15 protein-coding genes are annotated in these 15,336 nt (G+C 39.4%); 10 read left to right on the forward strand and 5 right to left on the reverse strand.

What is annotated here, in order from left to right; genetic code table 11:
- Positions 1-31 precede the first annotated feature (31 nt).
- Both H5089_RS06635 and tal read right to left on the reverse strand, forming a co-directional pair.
- Entirely contained in the window at positions 32-220 is a 189-nt protein-coding gene (locus tag H5089_RS06635; RefSeq protein ID WP_002961395.1) for a DUF3545 family protein, read from the reverse strand.
- A gap of 213 nt (positions 221-433) precedes the next feature.
- Complete coding sequence (tal, locus tag H5089_RS06640) at positions 434-1,384, reverse strand: transaldolase (protein WP_002961397.1); 951 nt, start codon at positions 1,382-1,384, stop codon at positions 434-436.
- 225 nt (positions 1,385-1,609) lie between these two features.
- On the opposite strand from tal, the gene yaaA reads away from it, so the two are divergent.
- On the forward strand, positions 1,610-2,389 hold the full coding sequence (yaaA, locus tag H5089_RS06645; protein ID WP_182711813.1) for a peroxide stress protein YaaA: 780 nt from the start codon (positions 1,610-1,612) through the stop codon (positions 2,387-2,389).
- A gap of 120 nt (positions 2,390-2,509) precedes the next feature.
- Complete coding sequence (locus H5089_RS06650; RefSeq protein ID WP_024596180.1) at positions 2,510-3,466, forward strand: mechanosensitive ion channel family protein; 957 nt, start codon at positions 2,510-2,512, stop codon at positions 3,464-3,466.
- Positions 3,467-4,039: 573 nt separating this feature from the next.
- Here the strand turns inward: H5089_RS06650 and H5089_RS06655 are convergent.
- Both H5089_RS06655 and srmB read right to left on the reverse strand, forming a co-directional pair.
- Positions 4,040-4,360, reverse strand: a complete 321-nt coding sequence (locus H5089_RS06655) for a BON domain-containing protein (RefSeq protein ID WP_010553266.1) — start codon at positions 4,358-4,360, stop codon at positions 4,040-4,042.
- Between the two features lie 273 nt (positions 4,361-4,633).
- Entirely contained in the window at positions 4,634-5,860 is a 1,227-nt protein-coding gene (gene srmB, locus H5089_RS06660) for an ATP-dependent RNA helicase SrmB (RefSeq protein WP_002961405.1), read from the reverse strand.
- Between the two features lie 75 nt (positions 5,861-5,935).
- Here srmB and H5089_RS06665 point away from each other — a divergent pair, with 75 nt between their 5' ends.
- From H5089_RS06665 to H5089_RS06680, 4 genes are all read left to right on the forward strand, one after another.
- Positions 5,936-6,634, forward strand: coding sequence for a tRNA1(Val) (adenine(37)-N6)-methyltransferase (locus tag H5089_RS06665; protein ID WP_182711814.1), 699 nt, complete (start codon positions 5,936-5,938; stop codon positions 6,632-6,634).
- 61 nt (positions 6,635-6,695) lie between these two features.
- Positions 6,696-8,405: a DUF4153 domain-containing protein gene (locus H5089_RS06670; protein ID WP_182711815.1), complete on the forward strand. Its 1,710-nt coding sequence runs from the start codon at positions 6,696-6,698 to the stop codon at positions 8,403-8,405.
- Positions 8,406-8,560: 155 nt separating this feature from the next.
- The gene (locus H5089_RS06675; protein WP_182711816.1) at positions 8,561-9,007 is read left to right on the forward strand and encodes a DUF2147 domain-containing protein; all 447 of its coding nucleotides are present in this window, start codon (positions 8,561-8,563) and stop codon (positions 9,005-9,007) included.
- 137 nt (positions 9,008-9,144) lie between these two features.
- Positions 9,145-9,612 carry a YHS domain-containing (seleno)protein gene (locus H5089_RS06680; protein ID WP_002961413.1) on the forward strand — a complete coding sequence of 156 codons (468 nt, stop codon included), beginning with the start codon at positions 9,145-9,147 and terminating at the stop codon, positions 9,610-9,612.
- Positions 9,613-9,945: 333 nt separating this feature from the next.
- Here the strand turns inward: H5089_RS06680 and fldB are convergent, their stop codons facing one another.
- On the reverse strand, positions 9,946-10,467 hold the full coding sequence (gene fldB, locus H5089_RS06685) for a flavodoxin FldB (RefSeq protein WP_182711884.1): 522 nt from the start codon (positions 10,465-10,467) through the stop codon (positions 9,946-9,948).
- Positions 10,468-10,561: 94 nt separating this feature from the next.
- Between fldB and xerD the strand changes: the two genes are divergently transcribed.
- The 4 genes from xerD (at position 10,562) to prfB (ending at position 15,323) form a co-directional block, all read left to right on the forward strand.
- The gene (xerD, locus tag H5089_RS06690; RefSeq protein WP_002961416.1) at positions 10,562-11,488 is read left to right on the forward strand and encodes a site-specific tyrosine recombinase XerD; all 927 of its coding nucleotides are present in this window, start codon (positions 10,562-10,564) and stop codon (positions 11,486-11,488) included.
- Positions 11,489-11,551: 63 nt separating this feature from the next.
- The gene (dsbC, locus tag H5089_RS06695) at positions 11,552-12,280 is read left to right on the forward strand and encodes a bifunctional protein-disulfide isomerase/oxidoreductase DsbC (RefSeq protein ID WP_002961417.1); all 729 of its coding nucleotides are present in this window, start codon (positions 11,552-11,554) and stop codon (positions 12,278-12,280) included.
- Between the two features lie 78 nt (positions 12,281-12,358).
- Positions 12,359-14,080 carry a single-stranded-DNA-specific exonuclease RecJ gene (gene recJ, locus H5089_RS06700; protein ID WP_182711817.1) on the forward strand — a complete coding sequence of 574 codons (1,722 nt, stop codon included), beginning with the start codon at positions 12,359-12,361 and terminating at the stop codon, positions 14,078-14,080.
- Positions 14,081-14,224: 144 nt separating this feature from the next.
- A protein-coding gene (gene prfB / locus H5089_RS06705; protein WP_100218355.1) for a peptide chain release factor 2 occupies positions 14,225-15,323 on the forward strand; the annotation gives its coding sequence in 2 pieces (ribosomal slippage) (positions 14,225-14,299 and positions 14,301-15,323; 1,098 coding nt in all).
- Positions 15,324-15,336: the final 13 nt, after the last annotated feature.

The raw sequence follows: 15,336 nt of genomic DNA on the forward strand, positions 1-15,336 counted from the left end.
AAGCCTTTTTGTTTAGTTGGGGCGTATTGAATTAAAAATCGAGCTCATCAATTGCAATACTGTCTGTAAAGTAGTCTAGTTCTTGTAGTTCTTTACGTAGGCGCTGTTTGTCTTTTATTGCTTCTATTTCACGCCATTTTCTTTTTTTATTTTTCTGAGAGGTTTTTCTTGTTGTATCTGGTCCTTCTAATATCTCTAATATATCGTTTAGGCTATCCATGAACTTCTCCTATTGATTTTATTGACCTCAAGAATACCTATACCACAGGCCTAGTTAAAATAGAATAAAAAAGTGACAGTTATGTTACATAAGTGTGATTAATTGATGAAGGTTTATACGAAGATTATATGAAGGTTAAATAGAGAAGTAGCCTATTTTAGGCATAAAAAAACGCCGCTATTGCGACGTTTTCTAAAACACGATTATAGCAAATTACATTGCTTTAAAACGCGCTTCTAGTTGTTCTTGTGCATCAGCAAAAGAGCGAATACCTTCAGCTAGTTTTTCAGTAGCCATAGCATCTTGGTTATGTAACCAACGGAACTGCGCTTCTGTAAGTGGCTCTGGTTTTGGCTCTTTAGGAATATCTGTTTCTAGCAAGTATTCCTGTGCGCCTTCAAGGTTACCTAAATCTTCTAAAAGATTAGGGCTAATAGTTAGCTTGTCGCAACCAGTAAGAGCAATAATTTCGCCTGTATTACGGAAACTTGCACCCATCACAACTGTTTTGTAATCATGGCGTTTGTAAAATTCAAAAATGCTGCGTACAGACTGAACACCTGGATCTTGTAGCGGATCGGTTGGTTTTTCCATACCGTTAGCAACATGCCAATCTAAAATACGACCAACAAATGGCGAAATTAGAAATACGTTTGCATCGGCACATGCGCGAGCTTGGGCATCGCTAAATAGTAAAGTAAGGTTACATTTAGTACCTTCTTTTTCTAGCTGCTCAGCGGCTTTAATGCCTTCCCACGTAGACGCTACTTTGATTAAAATTTTATCTTTGCTTACACCTTCTTTTTCGTAAAGGCTAAGTAGGGTATGTGCTTTATCAATAGTCGCTTGCGTATTAAACGAAAGGCGTGCATCTACTTCAGTAGAAATATAACCAGGTACAATCTCACTAATTTCTTTACCAAGTAACACGGCAAAGTAATCACATGCTAGTTCAAGCTGTTTAGCTGGCTCTTGCTCGGTTTCTTTTGCATAGCTCCAAGCTTTATCTAGGTAAGGCTTATATGCTTCAATCTCGCTCGCTTTTAATAAAAGCGACGGGTTTGTAGTTGCATCTTCTGGTTGATGCTTTTTAATAGCTTCAATATCACCAGTGTCGGCTACGATAGATGAATGTTGTTTTAGCCTTTGTAGAGCTGAAGTCATTTGCTTTCCTCATTCCAAGCAAGTTAAAAGAAAAATCTAATCACTCTTAATATATACAATCCATACTGCAACAGTGTGACAATGCTTGATAGGTCTTATGTCCTTATCAATAGAAAAACGGCAATGCATGGGTTATTAAGAGAGGATTTATTTAAACAAAACGTGCTTTTCGTTTCATTTAATGTTGAAATTGACACTAAATAAATTACAAGTCAATAGCTAACTATGATCACTGTTATTTCACCTGCAAAAAATCTTGATTACGAAACGCCACCCGCAACAGACAAGTTCACTCAGCCTGAATTACTAGAGCACAGCGAAGAGCTCATGAAAGTATGCCGTGAACTAACACCAGCGCAAATTGGCAGTTTAATGAAAATTAGCGATAAGCTATCTGGGCTTAACGCAGCACGCTTTAGTGAGTGGGCACAGCCGTTTACACAAAGTAATGCTAAACAAGCAGTGCTTGCCTTTAATGGCGATGTATACGGCGGTTTAGATGCAAGCACGCTTAAAGCTAGCGAGCTTGATTACGCACAAAACCATTTGCGTATTCTCTCGGGTTTATACGGCTTATTAAAACCACTTGATTTAATGCAAGCTTACCGTCTTGAAATGGGCACCAAGCTTGAAAACTCGCGTGGCAAAAACTTATACGAGTTTTGGGGCAGCGTAATAGCGAACAAACTAAACGACGTATTAAAAGCACAAGACGCGCAATACTTAGTTAACCTTGCTTCAAACGAGTACTTTAAAGCGCTAGATAAAAAAGCATTAAATGCACAAATTATTACCCCACACTTTAAAGACTGTAAAAACGGTCAATATAAGGTAATTAGCTTTTACGCTAAAAAAGCACGCGGCATGATGGCGCGCTACATTATCGAAAATAAAGTAACGCAATTAAGTCAGCTTAAAGAGTTTACTGTGGCGGGTTATTACTTTAGCCCTGAGGCAACAGTTAAAGAGCTTGAGCCGGTATTTATGCGCGACGAACAAAATTAGGTCATAAGCTTAAATAAACAATTGAAAAGCCATGCATTGCATGGCTTTTTTGATACTGGCGTTATATTTGCAACTATATCTAATATTAATGAGATTATTAATTAAATAGGTGCAAACAAAATGATCAGTATTCCGTCAGTTGGCGAAGCCGAAAAACTAATAGAGGAAAAGCTCGGAGGGTGGTTTGATGTTGTTATCAGCCATATCCCTAATTTTATAGTGGCAATTGTAATTGCCATAGTATTTTCAATATTGGCGCGCTTTGCTGGCAAGCTGATGAAAAACGTGTTGCGCCGCTCTCTCGATTCAACGCAAATTGCCGACTTAATGGCGTCAATATTTAAAGTTATTGTGTTGTGCATAGGTTTATTTATAGCGCTCGATTTTGTTGGCTTAAAAGGCACTGTTACTTCGCTACTTGCTGGTGCGGGTATTGTGGGTTTAGCCATTGGTTTTGCGTTTCAAGACATGACCGAAAACCTAATTGCAGGTATAGCAATGGGTGTACGTAAGCCATTTAAAACAGGTGATGTAATAGAAACCGATGATGTGTTTGGTTCGGTGCATTCTATAAACCTACGTAACACGCTAATAGAGAGCTTTTACGGGCAACTAATACTTGTACCAAACAAAGTCTTATTTAGAAATGTACTAAAAAATTACACCACGCTAGGTATAAGACGTATAGAAGTACCCGTAGGTATTTCGTATGGCGACGACATAGAAAAAGCAAAAGACGTTATAGTCGATAAGATTAACGAATTTGACTTTGTAATACGTAAAGACGAAACCGCTGTATACGCTGAAGGTTTTGGCGACAGCAGCATTAACTTACTGGTGTGGTTTTGGATTAAATACCCAGGCGAGCCTGACTTTATGACGGTACGCCACAAAGGTGTTGTTGCCGTTAAGCAAGCATTAGACGAAGCTGATATTAGTATTCCTTTCCCAATTCGTACTTTAGATTTTGGTATTAAAGGCGGTGAGAAACTCGATGCCATGATAAGCGATAAAATAAGCCAGCAGTCATCCAATAAAGACAGTAGCGACGGTGCTGACTCTAGCCAAAGTGAGTAATTTAGTTAAAACTCATTAGGCAAAAGCATTGGGAAATAGTTACTTACCAGCAGCGCATTTTTACAGAGTAAAATTGCGCTTTTTTTATAAACGGATTATTAGCTAAAAGTTTAAATACCTAGTTTTGTGTTTATTGAATATCAATTCTAATTAGTTGCGTTTGGTCATGGGAGTATTAACAAGTAAAAGTAGTGTTTACCCAACGATTTTTTTACTGCCTTTGCTGCACACTCTGAAATAACGCCCTCATCTATTTCAATAACTAAATCATCCTTTTTAAGCCCGTTAGGTCGGCTTAAGAATCTGTGTAAGCTTTTTCAGTATCAATTGGGTTAACTTAAGGGTTAAAAGAGCAAAGACAAACACGCTAGCGTCAATTCTAAATCTATCTTCTTAAGTATAAGTGTGAGCTATCGTTTTAAGGGGAGGAATAATCGTATTGCTTAGGCTTTATTTTATCTTTTTTACAGCAGCAAAACTTGCCTTAAACTGAATATAAAAAAGCGCAGCTTGTGTTGGAGTAACAAGCCGCGCTTATGAATTAGTTATACAAATAGGTTTTTGTGGTGCGTATTAAATAACGCTAATTTTGTTACGAATGATTTTAACCCCATCCATATTTTCTAAAAACTTTTGAGCTAGTGCGCGCTGAAAACCAGTTTGTGCTTCACCGTATAAATCTACTTCACCATTTTTTACCTGCACGCGAATATCACTTAACGCTAGGTTAGGATTAGTTCGTAGGGTGTTGGTGATAGCTTGTTGTAAGTTAGGTTGAGTGGCTACACTGCTTACTACGGCCATATTGGTTGCTGCACTTACTTTTGTAGCGCAAGCTAATAAAAATAAACAACAAAATGATACTAAAGCGATAGTTAACTTGAAGCGGTTCATAACTTAATCCTTACATTACGGTGAATAGTGCAGCCACAATATGGAAATTCCATCGGCTAGGTTATCTTTGTAGTTACAATTTCGGTGCCAATATTAACGCCATGAAATATAAGGGAATTTTATTAAGTGGGAATTCAGGTGGGCAAAAATTACATTTAAATGAGTATGAGTTACATGCTTGGGTTACATATGTAACAGGTACAAACAGCAGAGCCTGTAAGGCTTGCATTAAAAAAGCCGACAAAAGTCGGCTTAGAATAAAAATATGTTAGGTTACTTTTTCTTTTTAACCTTGGCCTTTTTCTTGGCTTTCATTTTTACTGGATCTTTACGCTTTTTAGCCGGCGGCTTAGCTTCTTTATGCTGTGGCTCAACACCTTTAATTACACGGCGTTTTAGTTTTTGTTCAACGTAGCGCTCTACTTTATACAAAATACCAATGTCGTGTGCTTCAACTAATGATATTGCAATCCCTTTTTTACCAGCACGGCCAGTACGACCAATACGGTGTACGTATACGTCGGCAGTGCGCGGCATATCAAAGTTAATAACGTGGCTAATGTCAGATACGTCAATACCACGTGCAGCTACGTCGGTAGCAATTAAGATACGTGTTTTGCCACTGTGGAAGTTTTCCATGGCTTTCATACGTTTGTCTTGTGGCATTTCGCCGCGTAACCAAGCTGCTTTAACGCCGTTATTGGTTAGCTCGCCAATCAGTGTTTCTAAACGCTCACGGGTTTTAACAAACACAATTGCTTTAGTCACGTCTGGACCATTTAAGGTATTTACTAAAAGCTCTAGTTTATGATGATAGTCATCGGCTAAATGTACCCACTGGTGAATTTTAGCTTTTTCTTTACGTGACGATTCAGCTTCTAATAGAGCTGGGTCGTTTAATGTTTTTTCAGCAAACCTTTCTACGCTGTCACCTTCGAGTGTTGCTGAGAATAAAAAACATTGGCGACGATTTTTAGCTTCGTCACAAATACGGCTCATTTCTTTTTTGAAACCCATATCTAACATGCGATCTGCTTCATCAATAATAAGCATTTCTACGTGTTCAGCATGAAAGTTTTCGGTTTCTAGGTATTCCATTAATCGACCTGGTGTGGCGATTAAAATATCGTTATTTTTTTCAAAAATTTCTTTATGCGTGCCGTAGTTAATACCGCCTGTTACTACACCAATTTTTAGGTGTGTGCGTTTAGCTAGCAGTTCACATTGTTCATGAATTTGATAAGCCAACTCACGAGTCGGGGTCATAACGAGGACGCGCGCAAAACCAGGATCACGACGTGGGAAATCCAGTAAGTACTGAATAGCCGGAATTAAAAATGCCGCTGTTTTACCTGTACCAGTAGGCGCAGATGCTAAAATATCGCGCCCCTGTAGTGCTTCAGGAATAGCTTGTTGTTGAATGCTGGTTGGCGTCTCGTAGCCCATTTTATTAATGGCATCGAGTAGCTTGTTATCAAGATCAAATTCAGAAAATTGCATAGAGTGTCTAAAATAAGGGACAATTACCCTGATTATACGCGCTATGCTGCGCTTGGTGAATGAAAAGGTGAAAAAATGTCTGGTTTTGTATTTAAACAATTTAAAGTTGAACACGACCACTGTGCAATGAAAGTTTCTACCGATGGCATTTTGCTTGGCGCATGGGCTAATTTAAGCGGTGCAAAGTCATTACTTGATATAGGCACTGGCACCGGCTTACTAGCATTAATGTGTAAGCAGCGCAGTAATGAGCTTGATATAACTGCGGTAGAAATTGACAAAAGCGCCTATACCCAAGCATTACAAAATGTAGCTAATAGTCCGTGGCCAACAATAAGTATTAAGCACCAAACTATTCAAAGCTTTAGTAGCGAAGTTAAGTTTGATGTTGTTATCTCTAATCCACCGTATTTTAATCACAGTTTAAAAGGCGATAATGCTGCGCGTAATACCGCACGCCATACCGACGGCTTAAGTTTTGAAGAGTTAATAAATGCGTTTAAACGTTTAAGCCATAGCCGCTCTCGCTTTAGCTTAATACTCCCAAGCGTTGAAGGTGCATTATTTATTGAGCTTGCTACTCAAAATGGGCTTTATTTAAATACTCATTGCCAAGTAAAAGCCACGCCCAATAAAGATATTAGCCGCAGTTTAATGGCATTTAGCTACGTAAAAAGCGATTTAGAAACGTCAATTCTGTGTATTAGAAACTTAGATAATACCTACACCGCTGATTATATAGCCCTATGCAAAGCATTTTATTTGAAAATGTAAAGCAATTGTAAAATAGGAACGAATAACGCAAACTGACTAAAACCTATTGTTGAGAACAGATATGGATAGTCAGTTACCAAAATCTTTTATAATTATACTTGCCGTATTACAGGCTATTGCTCTTACCCTTTTGTATAGCAGTATAGAAAATAATGTGTGGCCAGCAACAAGCCCTACATTGTTAGTCTCACTTATTACATTTTCTATGAGCTTTCCTTTATTAATGCTAATGACCGTTAATAAAAATAATATAAAAACGTCGTTGCTTTTAATCCTTCCTTTTTCCTTGTTGTTATCTTTATTGGGGGCGTATGTTGGCTTTCAGCAAGAGCCTCAAGAGTACGTAAGTAATAACACTTTAATGTCAGTTTTTATTTTTACTAGTTTAATAGCTGGCTTTAAAGGCCTTATGTACATACAACAATTTGGTAGCTCAGAAAATGTTAGTTACAGTCGTTTATTTAAGCTCTCTTGGCGTAATTTTATAATATTTGGAGAATGCTGGCTGTTTGTACTTATTTTTTGGGGAATTCTAAATTTAGGTGCGGCTTTATTTGATATTTTAGATATAGAATTTTTCTCTGAGCTACTAAGAAATGAATGGTTTTGGATCCCAACCTTAACGCTCGCATTTGCCTTTGCGAGTGTCATATTTAGAAAGCTTTTGAACATAGAAGATAATATCGCTTTTTTACTACAAACTTTAATTAAGTTTTTATTGCCTGTTTTATCAGTTATTTCTCTCGGTTTTTTAGCAACACTTCCTTTTACCGGACTCAATAAATTATGGGAGACCGGAAGCGGCAGTTTATTAGTAATGTGGCTGCAGGTGCTCACGTTGTTTTTTGTTAACACTATTTATAAAGATGACTCATCAGTTCGCCCTTATCACATGCTCTTGCACCGACTCGTTTTTATAAGCGTTGCGTTACTTCCAGTTTATAGTGTTATTTCTGCCTATGGAATTTACTTACGGGTAGAGCAGCATGGGCTAACAGTAGATCGTTGTTGGGGCATTTTGATTTGGTTTTTATTGGCGTGTTTTTCGTTTAGTTATCTTGTTGGAATTATAACAAAGCGAGACAATTGGCTAGAGCCGCTTAGCAAAATAAATATTGTGATGGGGTGGGTGGTGCTCGTTAGTATGCTTGCTGTTAACTCCCCTTTATTAAATTTTCAAAGCTTATCTACAAACAGCCAAATAGCGCGTTTAGATGCAGATAAAGTAACAATAGAAAAGTTTGACTATTACTATTTTGAGCACAGCTTAGGTCGCCAAGGTTATTTAGCTATGCAGTTATTAAAACAGAAAATTGAAACGAGTCACCCAGAGCAATACGCTATCATCGATAGGATGTATGTAAATAATGAGTTTGCTTTAACGCTTGAACACACAGTCGATGATTTTATTGAGCGCAGTGTATTTTGGCCATCACAAGTGCTAATACCTCAAGGTTTAATAGAGGCAGTATTTTCTGAACAACATTTTTACGATCGTAACTCTTTAAAAGAACATACTTACTATTTCATTGGCATGGATTTAAACAAAGATGATGAACTCGATTTTATAGTGATTGACGAAAGTAATGAAAATATATCCGCATATTTCTGGTTATTCGACATGGGTAAGTGGCGCTCAAAGTATATGAATGTCGAAAATCCTGAAGAGATTAGATACCTTGAAAGCATGATTGATAATAACGAATTATCTTTAGTTGAGCCTGAATATTCAAATCTAAAAATAGGGGATGTTGTTTTTAAAGTAAGGTAATACGTTGCTTTGTTTTTTATGCTACAGATCCTTAAACCTAAACTAATGATTATTAGTTTAGGTTTGTTGTTATTTTAGGTGGGGCGCTTTGGTAGTGTGTTTATAAATCACCTGTTATGATTAAGTCATTAGTCACTTGATTTAAAGACAACACAATGAAAAAGTTAAATAAAATAGCATTACTTAGCACGTTAGCAGCCACCATTTTTGCAAGCCAAAGTGTGCTTGCTGCTATTACGCCAGTAGGCCTTTGGAAAACGATTGATGAGGATACAAACCAAGCTAAGTCGTATGTACGTATTACCCAAACCAACGGTGTATTAAGCGGCAAAGTTGAAACCATTCTTAACCCTGCAAAACAAAATGATATATGCAGTAAGTGTGATGATGAGCTAAAAGATCAGCCTATTTTAGGAATGACCATAATCACCGATGTAAAAGCACAAGATGATGGCGTATGGGGAGACGGTGAAATACTCGACCCAACAAATGGTAAAACCTACACCTTACAATTAACCCCGCAAGATGAAGGTAAAAAGCTCGAAGTGCGCGGTTACATTGGCTTTTTTTACCGAAACCAATATTGGCTAAGAGTTGAGTAAGTTTAACTACTTACTTAATTACTAAACGTTAAATAATTAAGCATTAACTGAAATCATTTTTGCGCTTTGCCTTTCTTACTCACTAAGCCTGCCATATTTAATTGGCATAAAATTTTGAGTAAATAAGAGGGTAAAATATGATTAAGTACATAGTTGCTTTAATAATGCTTAGCACACTGTTAATAAGCGGTGGGGCAAACGCAAAGGATGATGCGGTAAACACGGGCTGGTTTAATAACACGGCTATTAAAGGGTATGACAGTGTTGCTTATTTTACCCAAAATAAAGCCGTTAAAGGCAGCGACAAATATACGTTTAGTTATTTAGGTGCCGACTGGCATTTTTCGAGTGAAGAAAACAAAACGGCATTTGCAGAAAACCCAAAGCGTTATGCACCGCAATACGGTGGCTGGTGCGCTTATGCAATGGCTGATGAGGGGAATGCCGTAGGGATAGATCCAGAAGCATTTTATATTCACGAAGGTAAGCTTTACTTAAATTACAGCCAAAGCGTACAACAAAAATGGTTAAGTAATTTATTGCCGTACATTGTAATGGCTGATGGATATTACCCACAAACGACCAATGTTATGACGTTTCAATAAATTACTCATATTATTAGGGTCTGTTGAACTTTGCGGATTAAAATTTGTTCAAACTAGGGGCTATTTAATCGCGGCGCGAGATTTGTAACCTAGTGGGCTAAGTAAAAACCGAGCAACAAAGAGTAAGTAGCCCCTAGGAAGAACCCTTTGGGCAGCGCCTGTTTGGCATAAATGCTACGTTATCGCCCATTTATGGGGAATAATCACACTGCATAGGCTCTGCCTTGCCTAAATACCAAACAGACTGCTGCAAATTTAACCTTAAAAGATCAACAGACCCTAGTTAAAAAGCCCGCAACTAAACTAGTTGCGGGCTTTTTACTTATTAGCTAATTAAAGCGTTTCGCTATATTCAGTCATTACCTGTTCAACCCATGTTGCAATGCGGTCGTCGCTTAGCTCGTATTGACTGTCTTCGTCGAGCGCGAGTCCTACAAACTGTTTACCATCAGGCGTTAATGCTTTTGAAGCTTCAAACTCGTAACTACTGTCGTTTGGCCAAAAACCAAGTTGAGTAAATGTTTGCGTATTTATTTCGTCGTGTAGCATGCCTAGCGCATCTTGAAACCACTGCCCGTAACCTTGTTGATCGCCCATGCCAAATAAAGCAATGGTTTTACCATTTAGGTTTACGTCGGCTATGTCGTCCCACTTTGACTCCCAGTCTTCTTGTATTTCACCAAAATCCCATGTTGAAATACCAAAGATGATAAAGTCGTACTGCTCTGCATTTTTTAGTGGCTCGTCTTTAATATTGTGCAGGGTAACTATATCGGCACCAATAATGTCGCGAATCTTTTCTGCTGCCATTTCGGTGTAGCACGTAGTAGAACCAAAAAATAAACCAATTTGCATCGTATTTATCACTGTGTAATTGCCTGATATGATAGGCTCAAGTTTACCGTAAGGTATTTTTAATTGATACCTTAGCAAAGCATGAGAGCATAATGTGACAACGCTATCTGACGATTCTTTTGAAAATAACAGCAGTATGAGCAGTAATAGCGACTACCTAGAAACCTTTTTAGATAGCCTGTACTTAGAACAAGGCGTAAGCGAAAATACATTAAGCGCTTATCGCAGTGATTTAGATAAGTTTTGCCTATTTTTAAAGGGCGAAAATTTAATGACGGTAACGGGGCTCGACATAGAAAGCTACCTAGCCCATCGAGTTGATTTAGGTTTAAAACCACGCAGTACAGCACGTAGCATTAGTGCGCTAAAGCGTTTTTATCAGTATTTTGTGCGCGAAAAAATAATTAGTGATTCGCCGATGCTAAACATTGCTCAACCAAAAGCCGGACAGTCGTTACCTAAAACACTCTCAGAAGCTGAAGTTGAGGCATTGTTAAATGCGCCCAACACAGAAGAAGCGATGGGACTGCGCGACAAAGCCATGCTAGAGCTACTTTATGCAACGGGGTTGCGTGTAAGTGAGCTTGTTGGGCTTCGTATGGAGCAAATTAATTTGCGCCAAGCGGTTGTGTTTGTAAAAGGCAAGGGTAACAAAGAGCGCTTAGTGCCATTGGGTGAAGAAGCCATGTATTGGCTGGAGCAGTTTTTAAAGGGTGGGCGTGCACAAATGATAAAACACGCCACCGATTTTGTGTTCCCATCTAAGCGCGGAGTAGGCATGACGCGACAAACCTTTTGGCATAGAATTAAACACTATGCTATTTTGGCATCAGTTGAGTCTCCATTATCGCCCCATACCATGCGCCATGCTTTTGCTACGCACTTATTAAATCATGGGGCAGATTTACGTGTGGTACAAATGATGTTGGGCCATAGCGATTTATCAACGACGCAAATTTATACCCATGTTGCCAATGAACGGTTAAAGTCGGTACACGCAGAGCATCATCCGCGAGCGTAAGTTTGAAAGTAAATATTATTAAGCCGGTCAATATATTAAGTGTTTTTAGGATAGAGAGAAGTTATGAAAAAATTAATGTTAGCAGGTGCCATGTTGTGCACAAGTATTAGTGCATTTGCAAATGGCGTTGCTGTAACACCAGATGCTAATGATCCTATTATTACTAAATTTGCCGAGCTTGGTGTAACTGTAAAGCAAATTAACCCAAGCCCAGTAGCGGGTTTAAAAGAGTTGATCACTAATAAGGGCGTGCTTTACGCAAGTCCAGATGGTCAATTTTTAATGCAAGGCACGTTAATCGATTTAAATAATCGTAACAACTTAACAGAGCAAGCATTAAACGGCGTGCGTGTAGAGGGCATTAAAGAATACGAAGATTCGATGATTGTGTACAAAGCACCAAACGAAAAACACAGTATTACCGTATTTACCGACATTAGCTGTGGTTACTGTCGTAAATTACATCGCGAGTTAGACGATTTACTTGATGCGGGTATTACCGTTAAGTACCTTGCGTTTCCACGTGGTGGCTTACAAGGTTCAGGCTACGCCGATTTAATGAACGTATGGTGTGCACGCGATCAGCAAGAAGCACTAACAGAAGCTAAGTCTGGTACAAGCACTAAAGTAGTTGCAGGCTGTAGCGCACCGGTTGCAGAGCATTACCAATTAGGTCAAAGCTTTGGTATTAGCGGCACACCCGCTATTATTTTAGAAGATGGTACGATGATCCCAGGTTACCAGCCAGCAGCAGCACTAAAAGCAGCATTAGATGCTAACAAAGCGTCGTAATACGTTTTATAGCTAATAAAAAGGCCTTAATGGCCTTTTTTTGTCTTTTTAATACGACCCAATAAGTTAAAACTCTGCATGAAAAAATTGATCATTGCGCGTGAAAACGTTGACGACTCGCATCTACCGAGTAATTTACACCCTGTAATTAAACAAATTTATGCTAACCGCAATGTATTTAATGCCGACGAGCTAAATAACAGCGTAGCTACGCTTCACGATTTTAAATTGTTTAAAGATATCGACAAAGCCAGCGATTTATTAATTGAAGCATTAAAAGCGCAAAGCCAAATATTAATAGTCGGCGATTTTGATGCTGATGGCGCAACAAGTACTGCAACATTAATGCAAGGCCTTGAGATGTTTGGCTTTAAGCATTTAGATTACTTAATTCCTGACCGGTTTAGCTTAGGTTATGGTTTAAGCCCCGCACTTGCAGAGCAAATAGTACAAATAAAGCCTGATTTAGTGATCACCGTAGATAACGGCATATCGTGTATTGCTGGTATTGATATTTTAAAAGCGGTTGGTATTAAAGTGCTGGTAACAGATCATCACTTACAAGGTGAGCAGCTGCCAAATGCCGATGCAATAGTAAATCCAAATAGGCACGAATGTAACTTCCCGTCTAAATCTATAGCAGGCGTTGGCGTTGCTTTTTACTTACTAATAGCACTGAGAAGCGTAATGCGAGACCTTGGTTATTTTGAGCAGCGACCGCCGCCTAATTTAGCTAACTTGCTCGACATTGTAGCGCTTGGTACGGTTGCTGACGTGGTCGCACTTGATGCAAATAACCGCACCTTAGTACATCAAGGTTTAGCACGTATTCGCAGTGGTAAAACACGCCCAGGCATCACCGCGCTTATTGAAGTGGCTAACCGCAATGCTGCCCGCTTAAGCGCAAGCGACTTTGGCTTTTCACTTGCGCCGCGTTTAAATGCAGCAGGGCGATTAGACGACATGAGTTTGGGTATAGCATGCTTACTTAGCACCGATATAAATCAAGCACGTAGTATTGCCAGCGAGCTCGATAGTTTAAACTTTGCAAGGCGCGAAATAGAACAAGGCATGCAAGCCGAGGCGCAAGCCGTGCTTGATAGACTCGCATTTAGCGACGATAACGTCCCTGATGCAATCTGCTTGTTTCAAGACGATTGGCATCAAGGTGTTATTGGCATTTTGGCTGGTCGCTTAAAAGAAAAATACCACCGACCAACCGTTATATTTGCTGGTGGCGAAAACGGTGAAATAAAAGGTTCGTGCCGCTCTATAGAAGGGTTGCACATGCGCGACTTACTCGAAGGGCTAAATACAGCCGACCCACACTTAATTAATAAATTTGGTGGCCATGCAATGGCCGCTGGTTTAAGTATTAATGAGCAACACTTTAATGACTTTAAAAAAGCATTTGATGCTGCCGTGAGTGCGCAACTGAGTGAAGAAAGTAAACGCTGCATTGTATTTACCGACGGTGAGCTGCCAAACAACTGCTTTACGATGGAGTTTGCTCAGCTATTAAAGCAATCGGGCCCGTGGGGGCAGCAATTTCCTGAGCCGGTGTTTGAGCACACCTTTGAAGTAATACAGCAGCGCATAGTCGGCGAAAAGCATTTAAAGCTGGTGCTAAAGCATCAATCAGGGCGATTAGTTGACGCCATTGCCTTTGGTATTGATGTAAAAGAATGGCCCGACACAGAAGCGAAGTTTGTAAAAGTAGCCTATCAACTCGATATAAATGAGTTTAGAGGTAAATTTACGCTGCAATTAATAGTTAGAGAGCTTGAAAAAGTGCACTAAAAAATATGCACAAATCATGCATAAAAGGCTAATAAAGCGCGCGGTTTTTTGTTAAAATCGGGCGTTTTTATCATTTGACGATAATTTGTTGCGAAAATCCCATGTAAAGGGGCGCAATTACCTAGCCATTTTGGAGTGATGTACATGTTTGAAGTGAATCCTGTGATTAACCAAATCAAGGAAATTCGCGAACGTACTGAATTGCTTCGGGGGTACCTTTGACTACGCTCTTAAACAAGAACGCCTAGAAGAAGTTAACGCCGAACTTGAAGATTCAGCCGTATGGAATGAGCCTGAACGCGCACAAGCGCTTGGCCGTGAAAAATCAGCATTAGAGGCTGTTGTTGAAACAATCGACAACCTTGTAGCTGGTACTGATGACGTTGAAGGTCTACTTGAACTTGCTGTAGAAGCCGAAGATCAAGATACCTTTGATGAAGCACAAAGCGAACTTAGCGATCTAAACGAGCAGTTAGAAGGTTTAGAGTTTCGTCGTATGTTTTCAGGTCCTCATGACTCAAACGATGCGTACCTTGATTTACAATCGGGTTCTGGCGGCACTGAAGCACAAGACTGGTGTAATATTCTACTTCGTATGTATTTACGTTGGGGCGAGGCTAAAGGCTTTAAAGTTGAGCTAGTTGAAGCAACCGACGGTGATGTTGCCGGTATTAAAGGCGCAACAGTTCGCTTTGTTGGCGAATACGCTTACGGTTGGTTACGTACAGAAACAGGCGTTCACCGTTTAGTGCGTAAAAGCCCGTTTGACTCAAGTGGTCGTCGTCATACCTCATTTGCTTCTGCGTTTGTATACCCAGAGATTGACGATAATATTGAAATTGATATTAATCCGTCAGACCTACGTATAGACGTTTACCGTGCATCAGGCGCGGGTGGTCAGCACGTTAATACCACCGAATCGGCGGTTCGTATTACTCACGTACCAACAAATACCGTAGTGCAGTGTCAAAACGAGCGTTCACAGCATAAAAATAAAGCCCAAGCGATGAAGCAGTTAAAAGCTAAATTATTCGAGCTTGAGCTACAGCAGCAAAATGCTGAAAAACAAACGCAAGAAGACGCTAAATCTGATATAGGTTGGGGTAGCCAAATACGTTCATACGTACTTGATGACGCACGTATTAAAGATTTACGTACAGGCGTTGAAAACCGCAATACCCAATCGGTACTTGACGGTAACTTAGATAAATTTATTGAAGCCAGCCTTAAATCTGGCCTATAACCACCAAGCTAAT

The sequence above is a fragment of the Pseudoalteromonas sp. SR45-1 genome (assembly GCF_014163655.1).
Taxonomy (GTDB): Bacteria; Pseudomonadota; Gammaproteobacteria; order Enterobacterales; family Alteromonadaceae; genus Pseudoalteromonas; species Pseudoalteromonas distincta.

What these genes read in the sequence shown, in the direction of transcription:
- H5089_RS06635 (WP_002961395.1), bottom strand. Translation starts at nt 220, where the DNA reads ATGGATAGCCTAAACGATATATTAGAGATATTAGAAGGACCAGATACA.
- tal (WP_002961397.1), bottom strand. Translation starts at nt 1,384, where the DNA reads ATGACTTCAGCTCTACAAAGGCTAAAACAACATTCATCTATCGTAGCC.
- yaaA (WP_182711813.1), top strand. Translation starts at nt 1,610, where the DNA reads ATGATCACTGTTATTTCACCTGCAAAAAATCTTGATTACGAAACGCCA.
- H5089_RS06650 (WP_024596180.1), top strand. Translation starts at nt 2,510, where the DNA reads ATGATCAGTATTCCGTCAGTTGGCGAAGCCGAAAAACTAATAGAGGAA.
- H5089_RS06655 (WP_010553266.1), bottom strand. Translation starts at nt 4,360, where the DNA reads ATGAACCGCTTCAAGTTAACTATCGCTTTAGTATCATTTTGTTGTTTA.
- srmB (WP_002961405.1), bottom strand. Translation starts at nt 5,860, where the DNA reads ATGCAATTTTCTGAATTTGATCTTGATAACAAGCTACTCGATGCCATT.
- H5089_RS06665 (WP_182711814.1), top strand. Translation starts at nt 5,936, where the DNA reads ATGTCTGGTTTTGTATTTAAACAATTTAAAGTTGAACACGACCACTGT.
- H5089_RS06670 (WP_182711815.1), top strand. Translation starts at nt 6,696, where the DNA reads ATGGATAGTCAGTTACCAAAATCTTTTATAATTATACTTGCCGTATTA.
- H5089_RS06675 (WP_182711816.1), top strand. Translation starts at nt 8,561, where the DNA reads ATGAAAAAGTTAAATAAAATAGCATTACTTAGCACGTTAGCAGCCACC.
- H5089_RS06680 (WP_002961413.1), top strand. Translation starts at nt 9,145, where the DNA reads ATGATTAAGTACATAGTTGCTTTAATAATGCTTAGCACACTGTTAATA.
- fldB (WP_182711884.1), bottom strand. Translation starts at nt 10,467, where the DNA reads ATGCAAATTGGTTTATTTTTTGGTTCTACTACGTGCTACACCGAAATG.
- dsbC (WP_002961417.1), top strand. Translation starts at nt 11,552, where the DNA reads ATGAAAAAATTAATGTTAGCAGGTGCCATGTTGTGCACAAGTATTAGT.
- recJ (WP_182711817.1), top strand. Translation starts at nt 12,359, where the DNA reads ATGAAAAAATTGATCATTGCGCGTGAAAACGTTGACGACTCGCATCTA.